The sequence below is a fragment of the Ruegeria sp. AE3 genome (assembly GCF_056542225.1).
The window spans coordinates 102,580-119,740 of record NZ_JBQFZL010000007.1; the positions used below are offsets into that span (position 1 = coordinate 102,580).

Genomic DNA, 17,161 nt, shown 5'->3' on the forward strand with positions numbered 1-17,161 from the left:
TGGCAAAGAACGTATTTCAACTTCATGCTAGGTGTTCAGTCCCGGCATCTGGTGGATCGGATTTAGAATGAAACGAACTGGTTTTGATGTCCAGATTTTGCAGATGCATTCGTAGGGAGTGAGACCGCTCAGAGTTTTGAGCCGACGCGCGAAGTTGTAGGCTTTACGTAAGTCGCCGGCATGAGGCGCACGTCATGGCCGATTTCAGTCAGCTCACGCGCCCAGTGATGTGCCGACCCACACGCCTCAATTCCGACGAGGCAGCTCGGCAGGGTCTCAAAGAACTTCAGCAATTGTCTGCGGCGGATCGAACGATTGAAGACAACCGTACCGTCATCAGCGATTCCGTGGACCTGAAAGACGTCTTTACCGAGATCCAATCCTATTGTCGTGACTTCCATGGTGGGGCTCCTTTCCTTGCAGAAGATGTCTTCTGCAGTTTGCCGCAAAGCGCGACGGTTGGCTGCAGACGCCATCCACCCCATCCGCGACTCGGACATAGAGCCCATTTTGATGAACGTCCGGTCTCGGTGAAAGCAGACATCGCGCAGCGTCGCCCCGATTTCGTCAGCTTGAATGTCAGCTTCTGTGAAAAGCCGTTATTTAGGAAAACTACCGGAAGTTCTGCTTTGCGGACACTGCTGACCTCGGCCGAATTAGTCTCAACTTGCGCTTCCGGCCCAGAGCTGACCTTCATCCTACGTTCAGCGTGCAGCTACTTAAAACCTTCTGAGACCAGTGTTGCCGCTCCTCAAATGCGCAGTTTTTGTAATAAGTCGACAGGCACTGATTTCTCACAGCCCCACGCAACGGACGGTTCACTATTGTCACCACTTGATCTAAGTGCGACACAGATATCAGATGACTTCGTTGCAATAGGTGAGCACGTGAAAACAGTAGACAAAGCCATGAACGTGCTGGACCAGTTCTCGGCCGAGCATCTGGAGATCGGTTTGACCGAGCTTTCGCTGATGGCCGGGTTGGACAAGGCCGCGACCCGGCGGCTGCTGTTGGCCCTGGCCAAGCACGGGTTTATTGAACAAGTGGCCGAAACACGCAAATATCGCTTGGGACACGGCTTTCTGCGCCTCGCCCGGCTGCGCGAGGACACTGTGCCGATGGAGCGCGCCGCACAGGAAGTCGCGGATTGGCTGGCATTGGAAGTGAACGACACCGCCCACGTTGCCATACCGGGCGCAACAGGCATGACCACGGTTGGGTACCGGCTACCCAACAAGGGCAATTGCATCAACATCATCCGCTCGCAGGTGTTGCTGTATCACGCAACTGCCTCGGGCATCGCGTTTCTGGCCTTTGCCAGCGATGCGACGCGAAAGCACGTTCTGGGGTTGAAGCGCAAGAAGGAAAGCGACTTCACGCTGACCTCGAAACCCGAGTTGATGGCCAAGCTGGAACAGACCCGCGCCGACGGGTATTCACAAAGCCGTAACGCGCTGGAAGTCGGCGTGGCCTCGGTCGGGATGGCATTTTTCACCGGCGGCGCGGACCCGGCGGGCACCGTGGCCATCGCGGTTCCGGACGCCAACATGGATGATGCCCGCCTGGCGGAGTTGCTGCCACCCTTGCGCGAAGCGATTGCGCGCATCGAACTGGCCTTGACCGGCGGTTGATTCCGCCTGGTCAGAGCCTGTAGCGTGACGGCGTACAGCCAAATTTCTTCGCGAAGGAATTCGAGAAATTCGACACCGACGGAAAGCCGACGGCAATCGACACGTCCAGCACGCTCATGCTGGTCTGGTCCAGCAGATCACGCCCCCGATCCAGGCGCAGGTCTTTCAGATACCGTGCCGGGGTCGAGTTACAGTATTGCCGGAAGAGGCGTTCCAACTGGCGTCGTGAAACCCGCTGTGTTTCCAAAAGGTCATTGATCGTCAACTCGCACATTTCATCGGCGTGGATGGCATCCATGATGGCCAGGAAATGCGGATTGCGTGTGCCATAGCGGTTGGCCGTTGCCTGCCGTTGCGGTGTATCGGCAGGACGCGGCGCGGGGCCAAGCAGGTAGTCTGCCACCCGCACGCCAAAGGCGTGGTCCACATCCTGCGACAGGATCGCAATCATCATATCCCCGGTCGACTGTCCTCCCGCACAGCTGAAGACGCGCCCGTCGATGGTGAACAACGTGTTTTGCGGGCGCAAATCGGGGAACAGCTCAGCAAACAGGGGCTGGGCCGTCCAGTGCAGGGTAAACTCACGTCCCGACAAAATGCCGGCCCGCGCCAGGATCACGGCGGCGGTACCGAACGCCCCTATCATCACGCCACCCCGCGCGGCCTTGCGCAGCCAGGCCAAAGTGGCGGGCGCGTCATGGCGCAGGGGCGCATCAAAGGCGAACAGAACGGCACGGACCCGGGGCGGCACATCGGCCAGGACCATGTCGACCGGATAGGCCACGCCATTGGAGCAGTTGACCGGCAGGCCATCCGCCGACGCGATGGTCCAGGAATAGCGTTCCCGTCCTGCCACACGGTTTGCCGCACCCAGCGCACTGATCGCGGTGGCCAGGTCGATCAGGCAGAACCCGTCAAACAGGACAAAGGTAAAGCGGATTGTCTGATCCTGCGCCGCCTTCGTTTGGCACTCGATATGCCGATCATGCCTCACAGCTGAATCCACGCAGTCTTGAGGTCATGGAATTTCTCAAGCGCGTGCAGGGATTTGTCATGCCCGTTGCCCGATTGCTTGACGCCGCCCAGCGGAACAGTGATATCCGGGCCGCCGTAGGTATTCACATGGACAACTCCGGCCCGCACCGCTCGCACCATGCGATGCGCGCGCGACAGATCCGCGGTCCAAACCCCGGCGGCCAGCCCATAGTCTGTGCTGTTGGCGATGGCGATCGCATCGGCCTCGTCCTCAAACGGGGTGACGGCCAGAACCGGGCCGAACACCTCTTGCTGGGCCACGCTGTCGTCGGGTTTGACACCGGTCAGCACAGTGGGCTCCATGTAATATCCGCCCGTGTCTTCCAGGATGCGCTGCCCACCCTGGAACAGTTGTGCGCCCTCTGACCTTGCAAGCTCGACAAATCGTAGGTTCTGCTCCAACTGGGTGAGATTGTTTATAGCGCCTGCGTCAGTGGCAACGTCAAGTGGATCGCCAACCTTCATCGCGCCTGCGTGTTTGGCTAGCTCTGCAACAAATTCGTCGTGGATCGAACGTTGCACCAACAGGCGCGATCCCGCCACGCAGACTTGCCCCGAGTTGCGGAAGATCCCGGCGGCGCTGACCTTGGCTGCCTTGGACAGGTCAGGCGCATCGGCAAAAACGATGTTGGGCGACTTGCCGCCCAGTTCCAGGTAACAGCGTTTCATGTTCGAACGCGACGCGTTTTCCAACAGCCGCCGCCCGACCCCGCCCGAGCCGGTGAACACCATCACGTCCACATCCATCGACATCGACAACGCCTCGCCCACCACGCGGCCCGCGCCGGTCACGACGTTCAGCACACCGGGGGGAAGCCCGGCCTCAAGCGCCAGTTCACTGATACGCAAAAGTGACAGCGAGGCCGTTTCCGCTGGTTTCAGAACCACCGAATTGCCCGCCGCAAGGGCTGGCCCCAGTTTCCAGGTGCCGATCATCAGGGGGAAGTTCCAGGGCACGATGGCGGCGACCACGCCGACCGGCTCGCGATGCACCAGCCCCAGAATATCGGGCGCGGTCGGCGCGACCTGGCCGTAAGCCTTGTCGATCGCTTCGGCATAATAGCGGATCGTGTTCACGGCGGACCCGACCTCGGCCTTGAAGGCCATGGCGATCTCGGTGCCGTTGTCGCGCACCCCCAGCACGGCCAGTTCAAGCGCCTGCGCCTCGATCAGATCGGCCCAGCGGAGCATGACCTTCTTGCGGCCCGCCGGGCCCATGCGCGACCAGCGACCGTCCTCGAATGCCGCGCGCGCGGCGGCGATGGCGCGGGCGGCGTCCTCGGCCGTACCCGCCGCCGTGGTGGTCAGCACCCGACCGTCGATGGGTGACAGAACCTCGGCAACCTCGCCGGTCTGTGACGGACAGATTTCACCGTTGATCAAATGGCCGCGCGGGGCCACGGGCTGAGCGCGCAGCGCATTGATTTCGCCTTGGTCCAGCATGGCCTACCCCTGTTGTGACGTGTGAATATCGTGATCGTGGTCCATTTCGGCGATCCGATGCCGGTGTTCCTTGACAAGCGTGCGGATGTGCAACCCGATGACCAAAAAGATCATCAAAGCCAGGATCGCCGCAATCGGACGGTCGACAAAATCCCAAGGGGTTTTCACTCGCATCATCGAAGTGCGCAGCTTGGCCTCCATGATGCCCCCCAGGACCATACCCAGGATGATCGGCACCAGCGGCAGGTTCAGCCGTTTCAGGATCAGGCCGAGGATGCCGAAGGCGCTGGCAATTACGCAGTCCACAACCGAGTTTCGCAGCGAATAGACCCCGACAAAGCTGAGCGTCAGGATGATCAGGCCCAAAAAGCGGGTCGGGATCTGGATCACCTTGGTCAGGATGTTGGTTGAAAACAGCAGGAACACGATGACGATCACGTTCAGGATCAGCATCGCCGCATAGAGCGCATAGACGAAATCCATCTGGTTCTGGAACAGTTGCGGGCCAGGGATGACGTTGTGCACATAGAAGACCGACAGCATCATCGCGGTCAGTGCCTCGCCCGGAATGCCCAGAGCCAAAAGCGGGATCATCGCCGCTCCCGGCACGGCGTTGTTGGCGGCCTCGGATGCAATCAGCCCCTCGGGGGACCCTTCGCCGAACGCCTCGGGCGTGTCGGAGGTTTTTTGCGCATAGGTATAGGACAGGAACTGTGCAGTGAACTCACCCACGCCCGGGATCATGCCCATCAACACACCAAAGCCTGAAGCGGCCGATGCGACCCGGCGATAGATCCAAAGCTCTTTCATGCCGCCATACATCGATCCCTTGACCGGTTGCGGATGTGGAGTTGTATCCTTGTCAGCCAGCAGCAGGAACGCCTGGGACAGGGCAAACAGGCCTAGCACAACGACAATCAGGTCAACTCCGCCCGCGAGCCAGGTCTGATCGAAAGTGAAGCGGCGGGTATAGGTGACCGGCTCCAACCCGATGGTGTGCAAGAGGATGCCGAACCCCGCCAACATGCCTGCGGCCAACACCTGCCCGCGGTGGGCGAGCACCACCAGGATGATACCAAGAAGGGCCGCCAGAAAGATCTCACGCGATCCGAAATGGGGGGCGATCATGGCCAGAAGTGGCGACAGCAGGATCAGGCAGAGAATGGCAAAAACCCCGCCGAAGAACGACGCCGAATAGGCCAGCGACAAGGCCCTGCGCGCCTCGCCCCGTTTGGTCATCGGATAGCCATCATAAGTGGTCAGCGCATTGACCGCGGTGCCGGGCGTGTTAATCAGGATGGCGGGCAGCGCGCCGCCATACATCGAACTGCCATAGATCCCGAGCAGGATCGTCAGCCCGACCAACGGTTCAAGCGAGAAGGTGGCGGGCAGAAGGATGGCAATCGCCACTGCCGCGCCAACCCCCGGGATCGCGCCGATGACGACACCGCCGATTGATCCGATCAACAGGGCGGCCAGCACGTCCCAACTGGCCAGCAGGGCCAGGCCAGAGGTGAAATCTTCCATATCGATCCTCAGAAATTCGTCAGCATGAAGCTGCGCAGCGCATCGGGCAACAGCTCATAAATCTGCCCGCCAGGCACCTTGACTTGCAGGAAGGTCTTGAAGACCAGTACGATACTAAGCCCTACACCCGCAGCCCCAACCAGCATAACCGGGCGGCGATAGCCCAGCCGGAAGGCCAGCACTGTCATGAACAGCAGGGTCGAAGGCAGATAGCCCAAACGTGGCACCAACAGCACATAGGCCAAAAACCACCCGGCAAATTCAAGCGAGCGGACCCAGAAGGCAACCTCGGCCCAGCGGCCATCAAGCTTGGGAGAGACCAGTGAGCCGATCAAATGCAGGCCGCCGAAGCCGACCATCATCCACACAGCCAGATGTGGCCAGAACGCGGGTTGGGCAAACAGTTTGCCGTTGCCCCATTTCGCCTGGTCGCCCAGGTTCAGCGCAAGAAACAGGCTGAACCCCAAGAAGGCGACGGCAAAGACCAGATCGCCGGGGCGCCGATAGCGTTTGAACAGGTCTTGCAATGTCTTCGCGCGGATCATCGAAGCCTCCAATCCTTACCAAAACGGCCGGGGCACAGAGCCCTGACCGCTCCAGGGAGATCGCTCATCACTCGGCCAGCATCTTTCCGATGGCGTCGAGCGTGGCGATATCTTTTTCGACCTGGGCCGTGGTTTCGTCGGCGCTCTGCCAATAGACCAGCGCACCGGTTTGGGCCCCAAGTTCGATCGCACGCTCCGTGGCCATGGTCTTTTGCGCCACGGCGATGATCTTGTCGCGCACGTCCTGCGGCGTGTCCTTGTGGACGAACAGCCCGTTCCACAGGGCAATATCCAGCGCCGGATCGATCTCGGACACGGTGGGGGTGTCCGGGGTCAGGCTGATGCGTTCGCCACCGATAGATGCCAGCACCTTGATGTCGTCCTTGCACGGCAGCACCAGTTGCAGCGTGGTGTTCATCACGTCCACGTCGCCTGACGCCAGCGAGTTGCAGTCGAGCATGTCAAAGGCCGCGTCCGAGCCCCAGCTGAACCCCTTGGACTTGGCCAGGGCCAAGGTGACCTGGGTCGGCACCAGAGGCGCACCGAAATGGCCAAGCGCCACGTCATTTTCCTTTGCATGAGCGGCCAATCCGTCGATGTCGTCATAGGGCGCATCCTTGCCTGCGACGATCACGAAGGGATAGGTCAGGAAGGCGCCAAGCGGCTCAAACGGGTTGGGGTTCAGCTCGGGAATGCCCAGTTGCGGGCCGACGACCGGCACGGCCAGGATGAACGATCCCACCGTATAGCCATCAGGTGCGGCCCCCGCGACCGCCACAGCGCCGGGGAACGGCCCGCCGCCGCCGCCGGGTTTGTTCACCACGGCAGCTGGCACGCCATATTCGGACTGGAAATCCTCGGCGATCATGCGCGTCAGCACGTCTTCCAGATCGCCCGGAGGCCAGGGCACGACAAATTCAACGGGTTTTTCGGGGTATTCCGCCAGCGCCGCGCCGGGCGCGATCGTGGCCATGGCAAGCAAGCTTGCGGCAAGTGTCTTCTTCAGCATTTTCATATCTCCCTGTCTGTCTTTGCGCGGTTCATAGGTTCATTATTGTCACCAGTGGTGCAAATAAACATTGAACGTGTGAACGGTTTCTGTCAACACTCAAGGCATTCCAAGACGGCAACAGGCCAGGTTCACAGGGGGAGGAAGGACATGGGAACGGTATCCAACGCGCTGAAAATGCTGGACCATTTTCCCCTGGATGCGGCAGGAATCGGGTTGAGCGACCTGGCCCGCGCCAGCTGCCAGAACAAGGCGACGGTCTATCGTTACCTCTGCGAACTCGAATCAAACGCCTTTGTTGAACAGGATCATGAAACACGGAAATACCGGGTCGGACCTGCCCTGACGCGGCTTGCACAAGGGCGCAAGCGGCGGGGGGGCGCACGTGAGGTCATCGCGCCGATCGTCGCCGCCTTGTCCGCTCGGCTGAACAGCTGGGCCATCCTCTTTGATGCTGCGGATGGGTCTGCAACCCCGGTCGCACTCTATCACGAAGGCGTCGCCGAGGACGCAGGCCGGGTGCCCATCGGCTCCCGCCTGAGCCTGAAAGGCAGCAGCACGGGTATCGTCTGCCATGCCTTCGGAAATGGTTTTGACACACCCGAGGCTCTGAAGAATGCGGTGCTGCACTGCCGACATGCGGGAATGGCCCGCACGCCCGGTGCGCAGGCCGGGGCGTTGCAATCCCTTTCAGCACCTGTGTTTGGCAGTAGCGGTGACCTGGCCTTTGTCGCCACTCTTGTCCTGCCAGCGTCCGACGCGCATGGCCACTCCATCGACACGCAGGAAACGGCCCTCTGCCTGACGGCCACAGCCGCAACTGTCGCCATCGGCGGCCAGCCCATGCAGTTTCACCCCAGCAGGAGACTCCAATGACCCGCCCGCTTCCCAATCGCGCTCCTGTTGTCATCCTCGGAGGGGGGATCATCGGGGTTTCGACCCTCTATCATCTGGCCCACCGGGGTGTGCCCGCGGTTCTGATCGAACGTAAGAAACTGGCGTCTGGAACCACCTGGCATGCAGCCGGTATTGTTGGCCAATTGCGCGACAGCACTTCACAGACCGAGCTGGGGAAATACACCGCCAAGTTGTTCCAGACGCTGGAGGTCGAGACCGGCCAGGGCACTGGATACAAGCAGAACGGCACGATCAACATTGCCTTGGGCGAAGTGCGTCACGAACAGCTGCTGCGCAGCCATGACCACGCCGCTCGCATGGGGATCGACACAAGGATGCTATCGCGCGAGGAATTGTTGGAACATTGGCCTCAGGTCGAAGTCGATGATGTGAAATCGGCGTTCTTCGTGCCCTCAAACGGGCAGGTGAACCCGCTCGATGTAACCGTGGCCCTGTCCAAGGGCGCGCGGGCACAAGGCGCGCAGGTGTTCGAAAACACCACCGTCACGCGCCTGGTTCTGCAAGGGGGGAAGGTTACGGGGGTTGAGACCGATCGCGGCACCATCGCCACCGACAAGGTTCTGATCGCAGGCGGCATGTGGAGCCACCTGTTCGCCAAGGCGCATGGCGTCACCGTGCCCCTGCACGCGGCAGAGCATTTCTATATCGTCACCGAACCCGTGGCCGACCTGCCCCGCAATCAGACTATTCTGAACATTTCCGAAGAGCGCACCTATTGGAAAGAAGACGCCGGCAAGCTGTTGATCGGCGGGTTCGAGGCGCTGGGCAAGCCCTATGGGCGTGATGGCATACCGGCGGAATTCGAGTTTGATGAGTTGCCTTTTGATATGGAACATGTCGAGCCCGAGCTGGAACGCATGTTCGCCCGGATGCCCGCATTGGCCGAGATGGGTATTCAGACTTTCTTCAACGGGCCGGAAAGCTTCACCCCCGATGGGCGTCCCTATCTAGGGCCGTCCCTAGAAATCGATGGGGTGTTCCTGGCCACGGGAATGAACTCGAACGGCATTCTGAACTCGGGCGGTGTTGGGCTGACCATGGCGGAATGGATGATCGACGGGATGCCTTCACGCTCGATGCTGCCGCTCTTGGCGGTGCGCGCGCATCCTTTCCAGAAAAACACAGCCTATAACGCTGAACGCGCCGCCGAGGCGGTGGGGTTCCACTATGGCATTCACTGGGCCGGGCGGCAGGTCACCAGCGCGCGTGGCGTGCGGCAGGTGCCCTTGCACGGCCGGTTGAAAGCCGCAGGCGCGCAATTCGCCGAGCGGATTGGCTGGGAAGTGCCGATGTATTACGGCGCGGACTGGCGCGATGCCCCCTCGATCCGCTGGAAACCCTGGTCCGACCATGTGCGCGAAGAATGCGAGGCCGCGCGGGATGCCGCGGTGGTGCTGGATCAATCCATGTATGGCAAGATCCTGATCCAGGGGCCGGATGCGGTGAAAGCGCTGAACCGGGTCTGCGGCGCCGAAATGGACGTGGCGGTCGGCACCTCGGTCTATACCCAGTTTCTGAACACCCGTGGCGGGATCGAGGCGGATGTGACCGTGACCCGTACCGATGATCAGGCCTTCATGGTGGTCACCGGCCACCCCAGCCAGATGCGCGACCAACATTGGATCATATGCCATGCCGAGGACGACTGGCAGTTCCAGATCTTCGATGCGACGGCCGCCTATGGCCTGCTGTCCATCCATGGCCCGAAATCGCGCGATATCCTGCAAGCGATCAGCGGCGACGACCTCAGCAACGATGCCTTCCCCTTTGGCGCAGCGCGCGAGATCGACATCGCTTATGCGCGGGGCTGGGCCATTCGCCGCTCGTTTCTGGGCGAATTGGGGTTTGAGCTGATGGTTTCGACCGAGTTCATGGCCGGGGTCTATGACGCCCTGCTCGAGGCCGGTGCCCCCCATGGGCTGCGTCATATGGGCATATTCGCGATGAATGCCTGCCGGCTGGAAAAGGGCTTCCGCCACTTTGGCCATGACATTGGCGAAGATGATACGCCCTATGAAACCGGGCTGGGCTTTGCCGTGAAGTTGGACAAGGGCGAATTTCTGGGCCGCGAGGTTCTGGCGGCGCAAAAGGCCAAAGGCCCCGCCACCAAGCACCGCACGGTTTCGATCATCGTGCCAAGTCTGACGGCGCAGGACGGCCCCTATCTGATCCACAACGAACCGATCTGGAAAGGCGGGGCCATCGTTGGCCACGTGACCTCGGGCGATTGGGGCGTGCGGATCGAACAAATGGTCGGTCTGGCATCGCTGGAAAACCCCGAAGGCGTGTCCAAGGCCTGGATCGACGAAGGCGGTTTCGAAGTTCAGATCGCGGGGCAGATGTATCCGATCACGGCGCAACTGGCCCCGTTCTATGACCCCAAGGGAGACATCATGCGCGGCTGAAGCGCAATCAGGGAGGAGAAAGAAAATGGCTGACAAGACAATTCTGGTCATCGGCACCTATGACACCAAGAATGACGAGTTGGACTATATGGCTAGCCGCATCCGCGCAGGCGGGGGCGGTGTGTTGACCATGGATGTCAGCGTGTTGGGCGACCCGGCCAACCCGACGGACCACTCCAAACACGACGTGGCCGAGGCGGGGGGCGCGTCAATTCAGGAGGCGATCGACAGTGGTGATGAAAACTCGGCCATGCAGATCATGGCGACCGGCGCCTGCGCACTGGCCAGGCGGCTTTATGACGAAGGCAAGTTCGACGGCGTTGTGATCCTGGGTGGCACGATGGGCACCGATCTGGCGCTGGACGTCTGTCAGGCGTTGCCGCTTGGGGTGCCGAAATACGTGGTGTCCACTGTCTCTTTCAGCCCGCTGATCCCCGCCGAACGCCTGTCGGCAGATATCCAGATGATCCTCTGGGCGGGCGGGCTTTACGGGCTGAACTCGGTCTGCAAATCCTCGCTATCCCAAGCGGCGGGCGCGGTGCTGGGCGCGGCGCGTCTGGTCGAACCACCGGTCCGGGACAAGCCGGTGGTGGGGATGACCTCGCTTGGGTCGTCCTGCTTGAAATACATGAAAGCGCTGAAACCGGCGCTGGAGGAGCGCGGCTTTGAAGTCGCCATTTTCCACGCCACCGGTATGGGCGGCGCAGCCTTCGAAAGCATCGCCGCCGAGGGTGGCTTTGCCTGCGTCATGGATTTCGCCCTGCCCGAACTGGGCAACCTGATGGTGGGTTCGGTCATCAATGGCGGGCGTGACCGGATGCTCAGTGCCGGGCGTGCGGGCATTCCGCAGATCATCGCGCCGGGCTGTATCGACCTGGTTGATTTCGCGGGCTGGCAGGAAATCCCCGAACGCTATCTGGACCGGCCCTTCCATGCGCATAACCGTCTGATCAAATCCTCGGGTTTGAACGCCGAGGAACGGCGCGAAACTGCGCGGGAGATGGCCAAGCGGATCAAATCCAGCGAGACACCCGCCCATGTGATCCTGACCAACCAAGGGATCGAGGAATGGGACCGCCCCGGCCAGGAAGCCCACGACCCGGATGCCTTCGCCGAGTTCTGCGACGAGATGCGCAAGGTCATGACCGACCCGATCATTTTCAGCGAGTTGGACTGCCATATCAACGACGAGGCCTTTGTCACCAAAGTGCTGGCGGTCTTCGACGCCTGGGTGGCGGACGGCACGATCAAGGTGGGCTGATATGCTGAACGGCCAATATGACATCCTGTTCGAGCCGCTGAAAATCGGCCCCGTCACCGCACCCAACCGGTTCGTGATGATGCCTTATGCCAATGGCCACAGCTATCTGATGCCCAATGGTGCCATCGGCATTCGCCAGATGCGCGCCGAGGGGGGGTGGGGCATCATCGGGATGCAGCTGAGCGAGATTGACCCGACTTCAGACTTGTCTGGCCTTCCCTATGAACGATTGTGGGATGAGGGCGATGTGGCGGTTCACGCCAAATCGGTCGAACGCATCCATGCCCATGGCGCGCTGGCCTCGATCGAGCTGGCCCATACCGGGCTTCGATCGCGCGGGGCGGAAAACGGATACCCGGCGATGGGCCCATCGTCGTTGCCGACCCTGAAGCCGGAAATGCCCTATTCAGCCAAGGCAATGGACAAGGCGGACATCAAACGCCTGCGCGCCTCGTTCCGGGCTGCCATCGGGCGGGCGAAACGGGCGGGTTATGACATGGCCTATGTCTATGCCAGCCATGACGCCTCGATCCTGTGGCATTTCCTGTCGCCCCATTACAATCAGCGGACGGATGAATACGGTGGGTCGTTCGTAAACCGCCTTCGCCTGCTGCGCGAAGTGCTGGAAGAGGCCCGGGACGAGGCCGCAGGCGACATGGCCATTGCCTTGCGCTTTGCGGTGCACGAGGCCTCGGGTCCCAAACGCATCACCTGTGACGGTGAAGGACGTCACGTGGTCGAGGCCCTGGCCGATCTGCCCGACCTGTGGGACGTGAACGTGTCTGGCTGGAGCGTCGACAGCACCACCTCGCGCTACGCAAGGCAGGGGTATCAGGAAGAATTCACATCCTTTGTCAAACAGGTCACCAACAAACCCGTGCTGGGTGTGGGCCGCTTCACATCGCCCGACACGATGGTCAGCCAGATCAAGCGCGGGGTGCTGGACATGATCGGTTCGGCCCGCGCCTCGATTGCCGATCCGTTCCTGCCCAACAAGATCCGCGAAGGCCGGATCGAAGATATTCGTGAATGCATTGCCTGCAATATCTGTGTCTCTACCGAACTAGCCGGGGTGCCGGTGCGCTGTACCCAGAACCCCACTATGTCCGAGGAATGGCGGCGCGGCTGGCACCCTGAAAAGGTGCCTGCAACCACGGCTGCGCAAAACGTGCTGATCGTCGGCGGCGGGCCTTCGGGGCTGGAAGCAGCCCTGACCCTGGCGCGCGCCGGGCATGAGGTGACCGTGGCCGACAAGGCGGATCAGTTGGGCGGACGCGTGCGCCGCGAGGCGACAATCAAGAACCTCGCCACGTGGGGCCGTGTGGTTGATTATCGCCTGTATCAGCTGCAACAGATGGGCAATGTGCATCTGTTCCCGGAAAGTGAACTGGACGCTGATGGTATTGCCGATTTCGAGGCGGATCAGATCATCCTGGCCACCGGATCGCACTGGCTACGCGATGGGCAGGGGCGGTCGAACCTGTCCCCGATCCCTGGTTTTCAGAATGCTGCCCTGACCCCCGACGATGTGTTGGACGGGGCCGAGATCATGGGTCCGGTCGTGGTCTATGACGACGACCACTATTACATGGCCAACGCGCTGGCCGCGGACCTGGCAGCCAAGGGGCACGAGGTTCAAATCGTCACGCCGATGCCCACGCTGGCCGGGTGGATGGGCAATACGCTGGAACAACCCCGCATGGTGGCAGAACTTCTGGCCGCGGGCGTGCGCATGTCGCCCAACAGCTCTGCCATTGGCTGGCAGGAGGACGCATTGCAGGTGGTGCGTTCCGATACGGGCGAACCGCAGATGGCCATCTCGGGCGCTACCCTGATCGCCGTCACCCGGCGGTTGCCCGACACCGGCCTGTCGGATGCGCTCACCGCACGGGGCACGGCCCACCGGGTGATCGGCGACGCCGAAGTGCCCGGCACGATCCAGACCGCGATCTACTCCGGCCATCGCCATGCCCGCGAGATACTGGGCTCCGAACCCGCCGATCGCATCTTCAAACGCGAGCGCCCGACGCTCTTTCACTGACCGAAGGACACCTCATGACCACCAAGAAAACCCCACTGTATCACGTCTTCATGGCGCGCAATGCCGACGTGCGCGCGGCCGCCGGATACTACGCCCCCATTGCATTCTCCGACCCAAAAACGGAACACCTGACCACCCGTGAAAAGGCCGGGCTGTTCGAGATCTTTGGCCAGTTCCTGTTGCAGGTTTCGGGCCGCGACGCGCTGCGGCTGGTGAATGAAACCCACGTGGCTGATATGGCCAAGCTGCCCGACAACAAGGGCACCTATTGCGGCATCCTGAAGGACGATGGCTGTTTTCTGGATGATGTGATCACCTGGCGCGTGTCTATGGACAAGTTCTGGGTCTGCCCTGCTCCGCATCGTGTTGGCGTGATCGAGGCGCATTTGAACGAAAAAGGCGCAGGCATGGACGTGACCGTTGTCTCGCTTGGCTATCGCTATACCTCGCTGTCGCTGCAAGGCCCGGCCGCGCGCGACTGTCTGCAGCCGATGACGCCAGCGGATCTGTCTAACGAGGCGCTGAAACCCTTCGAAATCGTGCAGACCACTCTGGCTGGAGTCGAGGATGTGATCATCTCGCGCACAGGGTTCACGGGCGAGCTGGGCTATGAGCTGTTCATCCCCACCCAAAATGCCGAAGACATCTATGTGGCGATTCTTGAGGCAGGTGCCGACAAGGGCCTGGTGCCTTGCGGTGTGGCCGCGATGGTCAGCCTGCGGATCGAAAAGAAATACCCGATCTTCGGGCGTGACATCACCGAGGAACACAACCCGGTTGAGGCTGGCTTGGGCTGGACCGTGCGCGCGAAGGATGTCGACTACCCTGGCAAAGGCATCGTCGAAGGGTTGAAAGCAGACGGCGCTACGCGCAGCCTTGTTCTGCTTGAACTGCCCGAAGGTGCCAACCCGCCAGAAGGCGGCGCAGAGCTTCACGTCGACGGCGCGACCATTGGCCATGTCACATCATCTGCCATGGGCCATTCCGTCGGTCGCGCTCTTGCGATGGGCTATGTCCCTTCCGAACTGGCGCGTGATGGCGAAATGGTTGAACTGGCAGGTGATGTGGTCGCGACGATCCGAACCGGCGCCGTCTACGACCCACAGAACGGCCGGTCGCGGATTTGAAGCCGATCCAAGCCCCAAGGCCCCGCCTGTTTGCGGCGGGGCCGTCGAATGATAGCTCATCTTCGTCAACGCCATGACATGCCCATACTCGGCACTGGGGCCGGAAACAGGTCATGGTAAACTCCGGTGGGCAGGAGATTTTGTTCAGATCGGGCGTTGACGAATGGTGCGGCAAACGGCCGGTTTCTACCCATCGCGACGGATGCTGCGTCGGCCGCCAAAGTCGCCCTTGGGCTCGAAGCCGTCTTCGAAGTATTTTTGATTAACGTCAGCTTTCCGTCCATTGGCAGACACTGATTCCATGCGGTTTGGATCGCAAGGTCACGCAATTTGTGGATGCGTCACACCTTTTCGTCTCGGCGCATTTAGTATCAATGGCTTAACCTTGGTACTCGTCACGCTTTCCGGGGCTGTGACCACATACTTCCAAACTCTGAACACTCAGATTCTCAATTGAAGAAGCGGAGCGAACTTTCTCGTGCCGCAGTGAGCAGTTGAGGTTGATATGCCCAAGTTGACACAAGATCAGCTGGCGGAGCGGTGGCACATGTCGCCGCGGACGCTGGAGCAGTGGCGGTGGCTCGGAAAGGGCCCCAGGTTTCTCAAGATCGGAGCGCGAGTTCTGTACGATGAAGGCGTGATCGAAGCCTATGAAGAGGCACAGGTTTGCCAGAACACATGCGGACCGATTTCCGGGGAGGACACGTGATGGCCAAGTCTTTCCCCGGACAAAAAATCAAATCGCATCTTGTCTACACGGTCTGGGAGGTGGCGGATGTTTTAGGCTGTCACCGCCAGACCGTCATTCGTTGGATCCGCCACAAGGGTCTCGCAGCCGATACCAGCTGCAAACCGTGGTTGATCGAAGGGCATGTGCTCAAGGACTTCCTCGGGCAAAAGCAACACAGCGCGCGGTGCAAGCTGGCTTTGCATCACTGCTATTGCCTTGGATGCAAAGGACCGCGTGAACCTGACGGCAGAATCGCAGACTACGTCCAGGAGACGGCTTCCAGCGGCCGCCTGACGGCCCTCTGTCCGACCTGCGGGGCGGTCATGAACAAGATCATCCGCCGCACTGATCTGGAGGCCATTCAGGCAAAACTGGAAGTCACAATCCAACAAGCCTCCCCAAGATTAGTGTCCTGTACCGACCCCCATTCAAAAGTCACCTTGAAAGAGGAGCCAGAGACCCACGCCAAAACACACCTCGGATAACCTGCGCATCAAGCGTAAACACCTTGTCTGGCTGAAGGACGCAAAGGGGCTGTCGCAATCTTCGATCGACAAAGCCGCAGCGTCGATTGCCATCTATGATAAATGGCTCAAAGGTAAGGATTACAGGGCGTTCCATTCAGAAAGGGCGCGCGCCTTCAAACGCCATCTGGAAAGCCTATGCAATGAACGCACGGGCGCCCCATTGTCGGCCGCTACGATCAACGGCGTTCTGCGCGATGTTATGAAGTTCTTTGACTGGATGGCCGATCAACCGGGCTACAAGTCCAGGATCTCACGTGCGGACATTGCCTATCTGACACCAGATCGCAAATCGGATCAGGCCCGTCGCGGCACCCTGTGGAAGCCGCATCCATCGCCTGAACAGATCAAACACCTGTTGTTCGTCATGCCTGCAGAAACAGTGATCCAGCGCCGTGATCGCGCCCTGATCGCCTTCCTGTTCCTGACCGGCTCGCGTGAGGGTGCGGCCATAACGGTGCGGCTGCGTCATGTCGATCTTGCCAACAAATGTGTGCAGTTTGACGGTCGCTCCGTCGATACAAAGTTCGGAAAGTCGTTCACGACCAGCTTCTTTCCCTTCGGCAAAGATGTCGAAAAGGTCCTACACGACTGGATCATGGAGCTTCGCCAAGCGCATCTCTTCTCAGACGCGATCCTCTCTTCCCCAAGACAAAGGTCGCTGTCGGTCCATCCAGGCGCTTTGAGGCTGCGGGCATCGCGCGCGAGCCGTGGGCCGGCCCGTCGTCTGCGGCCAGGATCTTCAAGCAGGCTTTTGTAAACGCAGGTCTGCCACCGTTTTCGCCGCACCGCGTGCGAGATACGATCGCTGAACTGGCAAAGCATCATTGCAGGACACCAGAGGATTACAAAGCCTGGTCGCAGAACATGGGACACGACAGTGTGATGACGACGTTCAGCTCCTACGGCTCTGTTTCACCTGGTCGCCAGATCGAACTGATGGGACGGTTTCGTAAACGCGGACC

The 17,161-nt window shown here is 60.6% G+C and carries 14 protein-coding genes and 2 pseudogenes; 9 read left to right on the top strand and 7 right to left on the bottom strand.

From position 1 onward, the window contains the following. Positions 1–27 precede the first annotated feature (27 nt). A pseudogene (locus tag ACR0NZ_RS13945) lies at positions 28–168 on the bottom strand (IS481 family transposase); the annotation flags it as partial. Further along, positions 147–401 (bottom strand): annotated as a pseudogene (locus ACR0NZ_RS13950) (IS110 family transposase); the annotation flags it as partial. The pseudogenes ACR0NZ_RS13945 and ACR0NZ_RS13950, both read right to left, overlap by 22 nt. A gap of 486 nt (positions 402–887) precedes the next feature. Between ACR0NZ_RS13950 and ACR0NZ_RS13955 the strand changes: the two are divergent. Next, complete coding sequence (locus tag ACR0NZ_RS13955) at positions 888–1,631, top strand: IclR family transcriptional regulator (protein ID WP_480519636.1); 744 nt, start codon at positions 888–890, stop codon at positions 1,629–1,631. A gap of 10 nt (positions 1,632–1,641) precedes the next feature. Here the strand turns inward: ACR0NZ_RS13955 and ACR0NZ_RS13960 are convergent, their stop codons facing one another. From ACR0NZ_RS13960 to ACR0NZ_RS13980, 5 genes are all read right to left on the bottom strand, one after another. Beyond that, positions 1,642–2,625 carry a GlxA family transcriptional regulator gene (locus ACR0NZ_RS13960; protein WP_480519638.1) on the bottom strand — a complete coding sequence of 328 codons (984 nt, stop codon included), beginning with the start codon at positions 2,623–2,625 and terminating at the stop codon, positions 1,642–1,644. Beyond that, positions 2,622–4,109, bottom strand: coding sequence for an aldehyde dehydrogenase (locus ACR0NZ_RS13965; protein ID WP_480519640.1), 1,488 nt, complete (start codon positions 4,107–4,109; stop codon positions 2,622–2,624). Before ACR0NZ_RS13965 ends, ACR0NZ_RS13960 begins: the two co-directional genes overlap by 4 nt. A 3-nt stretch (positions 4,110–4,112) precedes the next feature. Further along, positions 4,113–5,636, bottom strand: coding sequence for a tripartite tricarboxylate transporter permease (locus tag ACR0NZ_RS13970; RefSeq protein WP_480519642.1), 1,524 nt, complete (start codon positions 5,634–5,636; stop codon positions 4,113–4,115). An 8-nt stretch (positions 5,637–5,644) separates the two neighbouring features. Beyond that, entirely contained in the window at positions 5,645–6,181 is a 537-nt protein-coding gene (locus ACR0NZ_RS13975) for a tripartite tricarboxylate transporter TctB family protein (RefSeq protein WP_480519644.1), read from the bottom strand. 67 nt (positions 6,182–6,248) lie between these two features. After that, positions 6,249–7,190 (bottom strand): tripartite tricarboxylate transporter substrate-binding protein, encoded by a 942-nt coding sequence (locus ACR0NZ_RS13980; RefSeq protein WP_480519646.1) that lies wholly within the window; start codon positions 7,188–7,190, stop codon positions 6,249–6,251. 150 nt (positions 7,191–7,340) lie between these two features. Here ACR0NZ_RS13980 and ACR0NZ_RS13985 point away from each other — a divergent pair, with 150 nt between their 5' ends. The 8 genes from ACR0NZ_RS13985 (at position 7,341) to ACR0NZ_RS14020 (ending at position 16,956) form a co-directional block, all read left to right on the top strand. Continuing rightward, positions 7,341–8,066, top strand: coding sequence for a helix-turn-helix domain-containing protein (locus tag ACR0NZ_RS13985; RefSeq protein WP_480519648.1), 726 nt, complete (start codon positions 7,341–7,343; stop codon positions 8,064–8,066). Beyond that, a complete protein-coding gene (locus ACR0NZ_RS13990) occupies positions 8,063–10,513 on the top strand; it encodes an FAD-dependent oxidoreductase (RefSeq protein ID WP_480519650.1) in 2,451 nt (816 codons plus the stop codon). Before ACR0NZ_RS13985 ends, ACR0NZ_RS13990 begins: the two co-directional genes overlap by 4 nt. A 25-nt stretch (positions 10,514–10,538) precedes the next feature. After that, positions 10,539–11,774: a Tm-1-like ATP-binding domain-containing protein gene (locus ACR0NZ_RS13995; RefSeq protein WP_480519652.1), complete on the top strand. Its 1,236-nt coding sequence runs from the start codon at positions 10,539–10,541 to the stop codon at positions 11,772–11,774. Position 11,775: 1 nt separating this feature from the next. Continuing rightward, complete coding sequence (locus ACR0NZ_RS14000) at positions 11,776–13,815, top strand: oxidoreductase (protein ID WP_480519654.1); 2,040 nt, start codon at positions 11,776–11,778, stop codon at positions 13,813–13,815. 14 nt (positions 13,816–13,829) lie between these two features. Next, entirely contained in the window at positions 13,830–14,942 is a 1,113-nt protein-coding gene (locus tag ACR0NZ_RS14005; RefSeq protein ID WP_234219124.1) for an aminomethyl transferase family protein, read from the top strand. Between the two features lie 505 nt (positions 14,943–15,447). After that, positions 15,448–15,651: a helix-turn-helix domain-containing protein gene (locus ACR0NZ_RS14010; RefSeq protein ID WP_480519656.1), complete on the top strand. Its 204-nt coding sequence runs from the start codon at positions 15,448–15,450 to the stop codon at positions 15,649–15,651. Next, complete coding sequence (locus ACR0NZ_RS14015; RefSeq protein WP_480519658.1) at positions 15,651–16,157, top strand: helix-turn-helix domain-containing protein; 507 nt, start codon at positions 15,651–15,653, stop codon at positions 16,155–16,157. The genes ACR0NZ_RS14010 and ACR0NZ_RS14015 overlap by 1 nt, the downstream gene beginning before the upstream one ends. Positions 16,158–16,359: 202 nt before the next feature. Further along, the gene (locus tag ACR0NZ_RS14020; protein WP_480519660.1) at positions 16,360–16,956 is read left to right on the top strand and encodes a hypothetical protein; all 597 of its coding nucleotides are present in this window, start codon (positions 16,360–16,362) and stop codon (positions 16,954–16,956) included. Positions 16,957–17,161 lie beyond the last annotated feature (205 nt).

Coding starts and splice junctions, on each gene's coding strand:
- ACR0NZ_RS13965 (WP_480519640.1), bottom strand. CDS start 4,109: ATGCTGGACCAAGGCGAAATCAATGCGCTGCGCGCTCAGCCCGTGGCC.
- ACR0NZ_RS13970 (WP_480519642.1), bottom strand. CDS start 5,636: ATGGAAGATTTCACCTCTGGCCTGGCCCTGCTGGCCAGTTGGGACGTG.
- ACR0NZ_RS13975 (WP_480519644.1), bottom strand. CDS start 6,181: ATGATCCGCGCGAAGACATTGCAAGACCTGTTCAAACGCTATCGGCGC.
- ACR0NZ_RS13980 (WP_480519646.1), bottom strand. CDS start 7,190: ATGCTGAAGAAGACACTTGCCGCAAGCTTGCTTGCCATGGCCACGATC.
- ACR0NZ_RS13985 (WP_480519648.1), top strand. CDS start 7,341: ATGGGAACGGTATCCAACGCGCTGAAAATGCTGGACCATTTTCCCCTG.
- ACR0NZ_RS13990 (WP_480519650.1), top strand. CDS start 8,063: ATGACCCGCCCGCTTCCCAATCGCGCTCCTGTTGTCATCCTCGGAGGG.
- ACR0NZ_RS13995 (WP_480519652.1), top strand. CDS start 10,539: ATGGCTGACAAGACAATTCTGGTCATCGGCACCTATGACACCAAGAAT.
- ACR0NZ_RS14000 (WP_480519654.1), top strand. CDS start 11,776: ATGCTGAACGGCCAATATGACATCCTGTTCGAGCCGCTGAAAATCGGC.
- ACR0NZ_RS14005 (WP_234219124.1), top strand. CDS start 13,830: ATGACCACCAAGAAAACCCCACTGTATCACGTCTTCATGGCGCGCAAT.
- ACR0NZ_RS14010 (WP_480519656.1), top strand. CDS start 15,448: ATGCCCAAGTTGACACAAGATCAGCTGGCGGAGCGGTGGCACATGTCG.
- ACR0NZ_RS14015 (WP_480519658.1), top strand. CDS start 15,651: ATGGCCAAGTCTTTCCCCGGACAAAAAATCAAATCGCATCTTGTCTAC.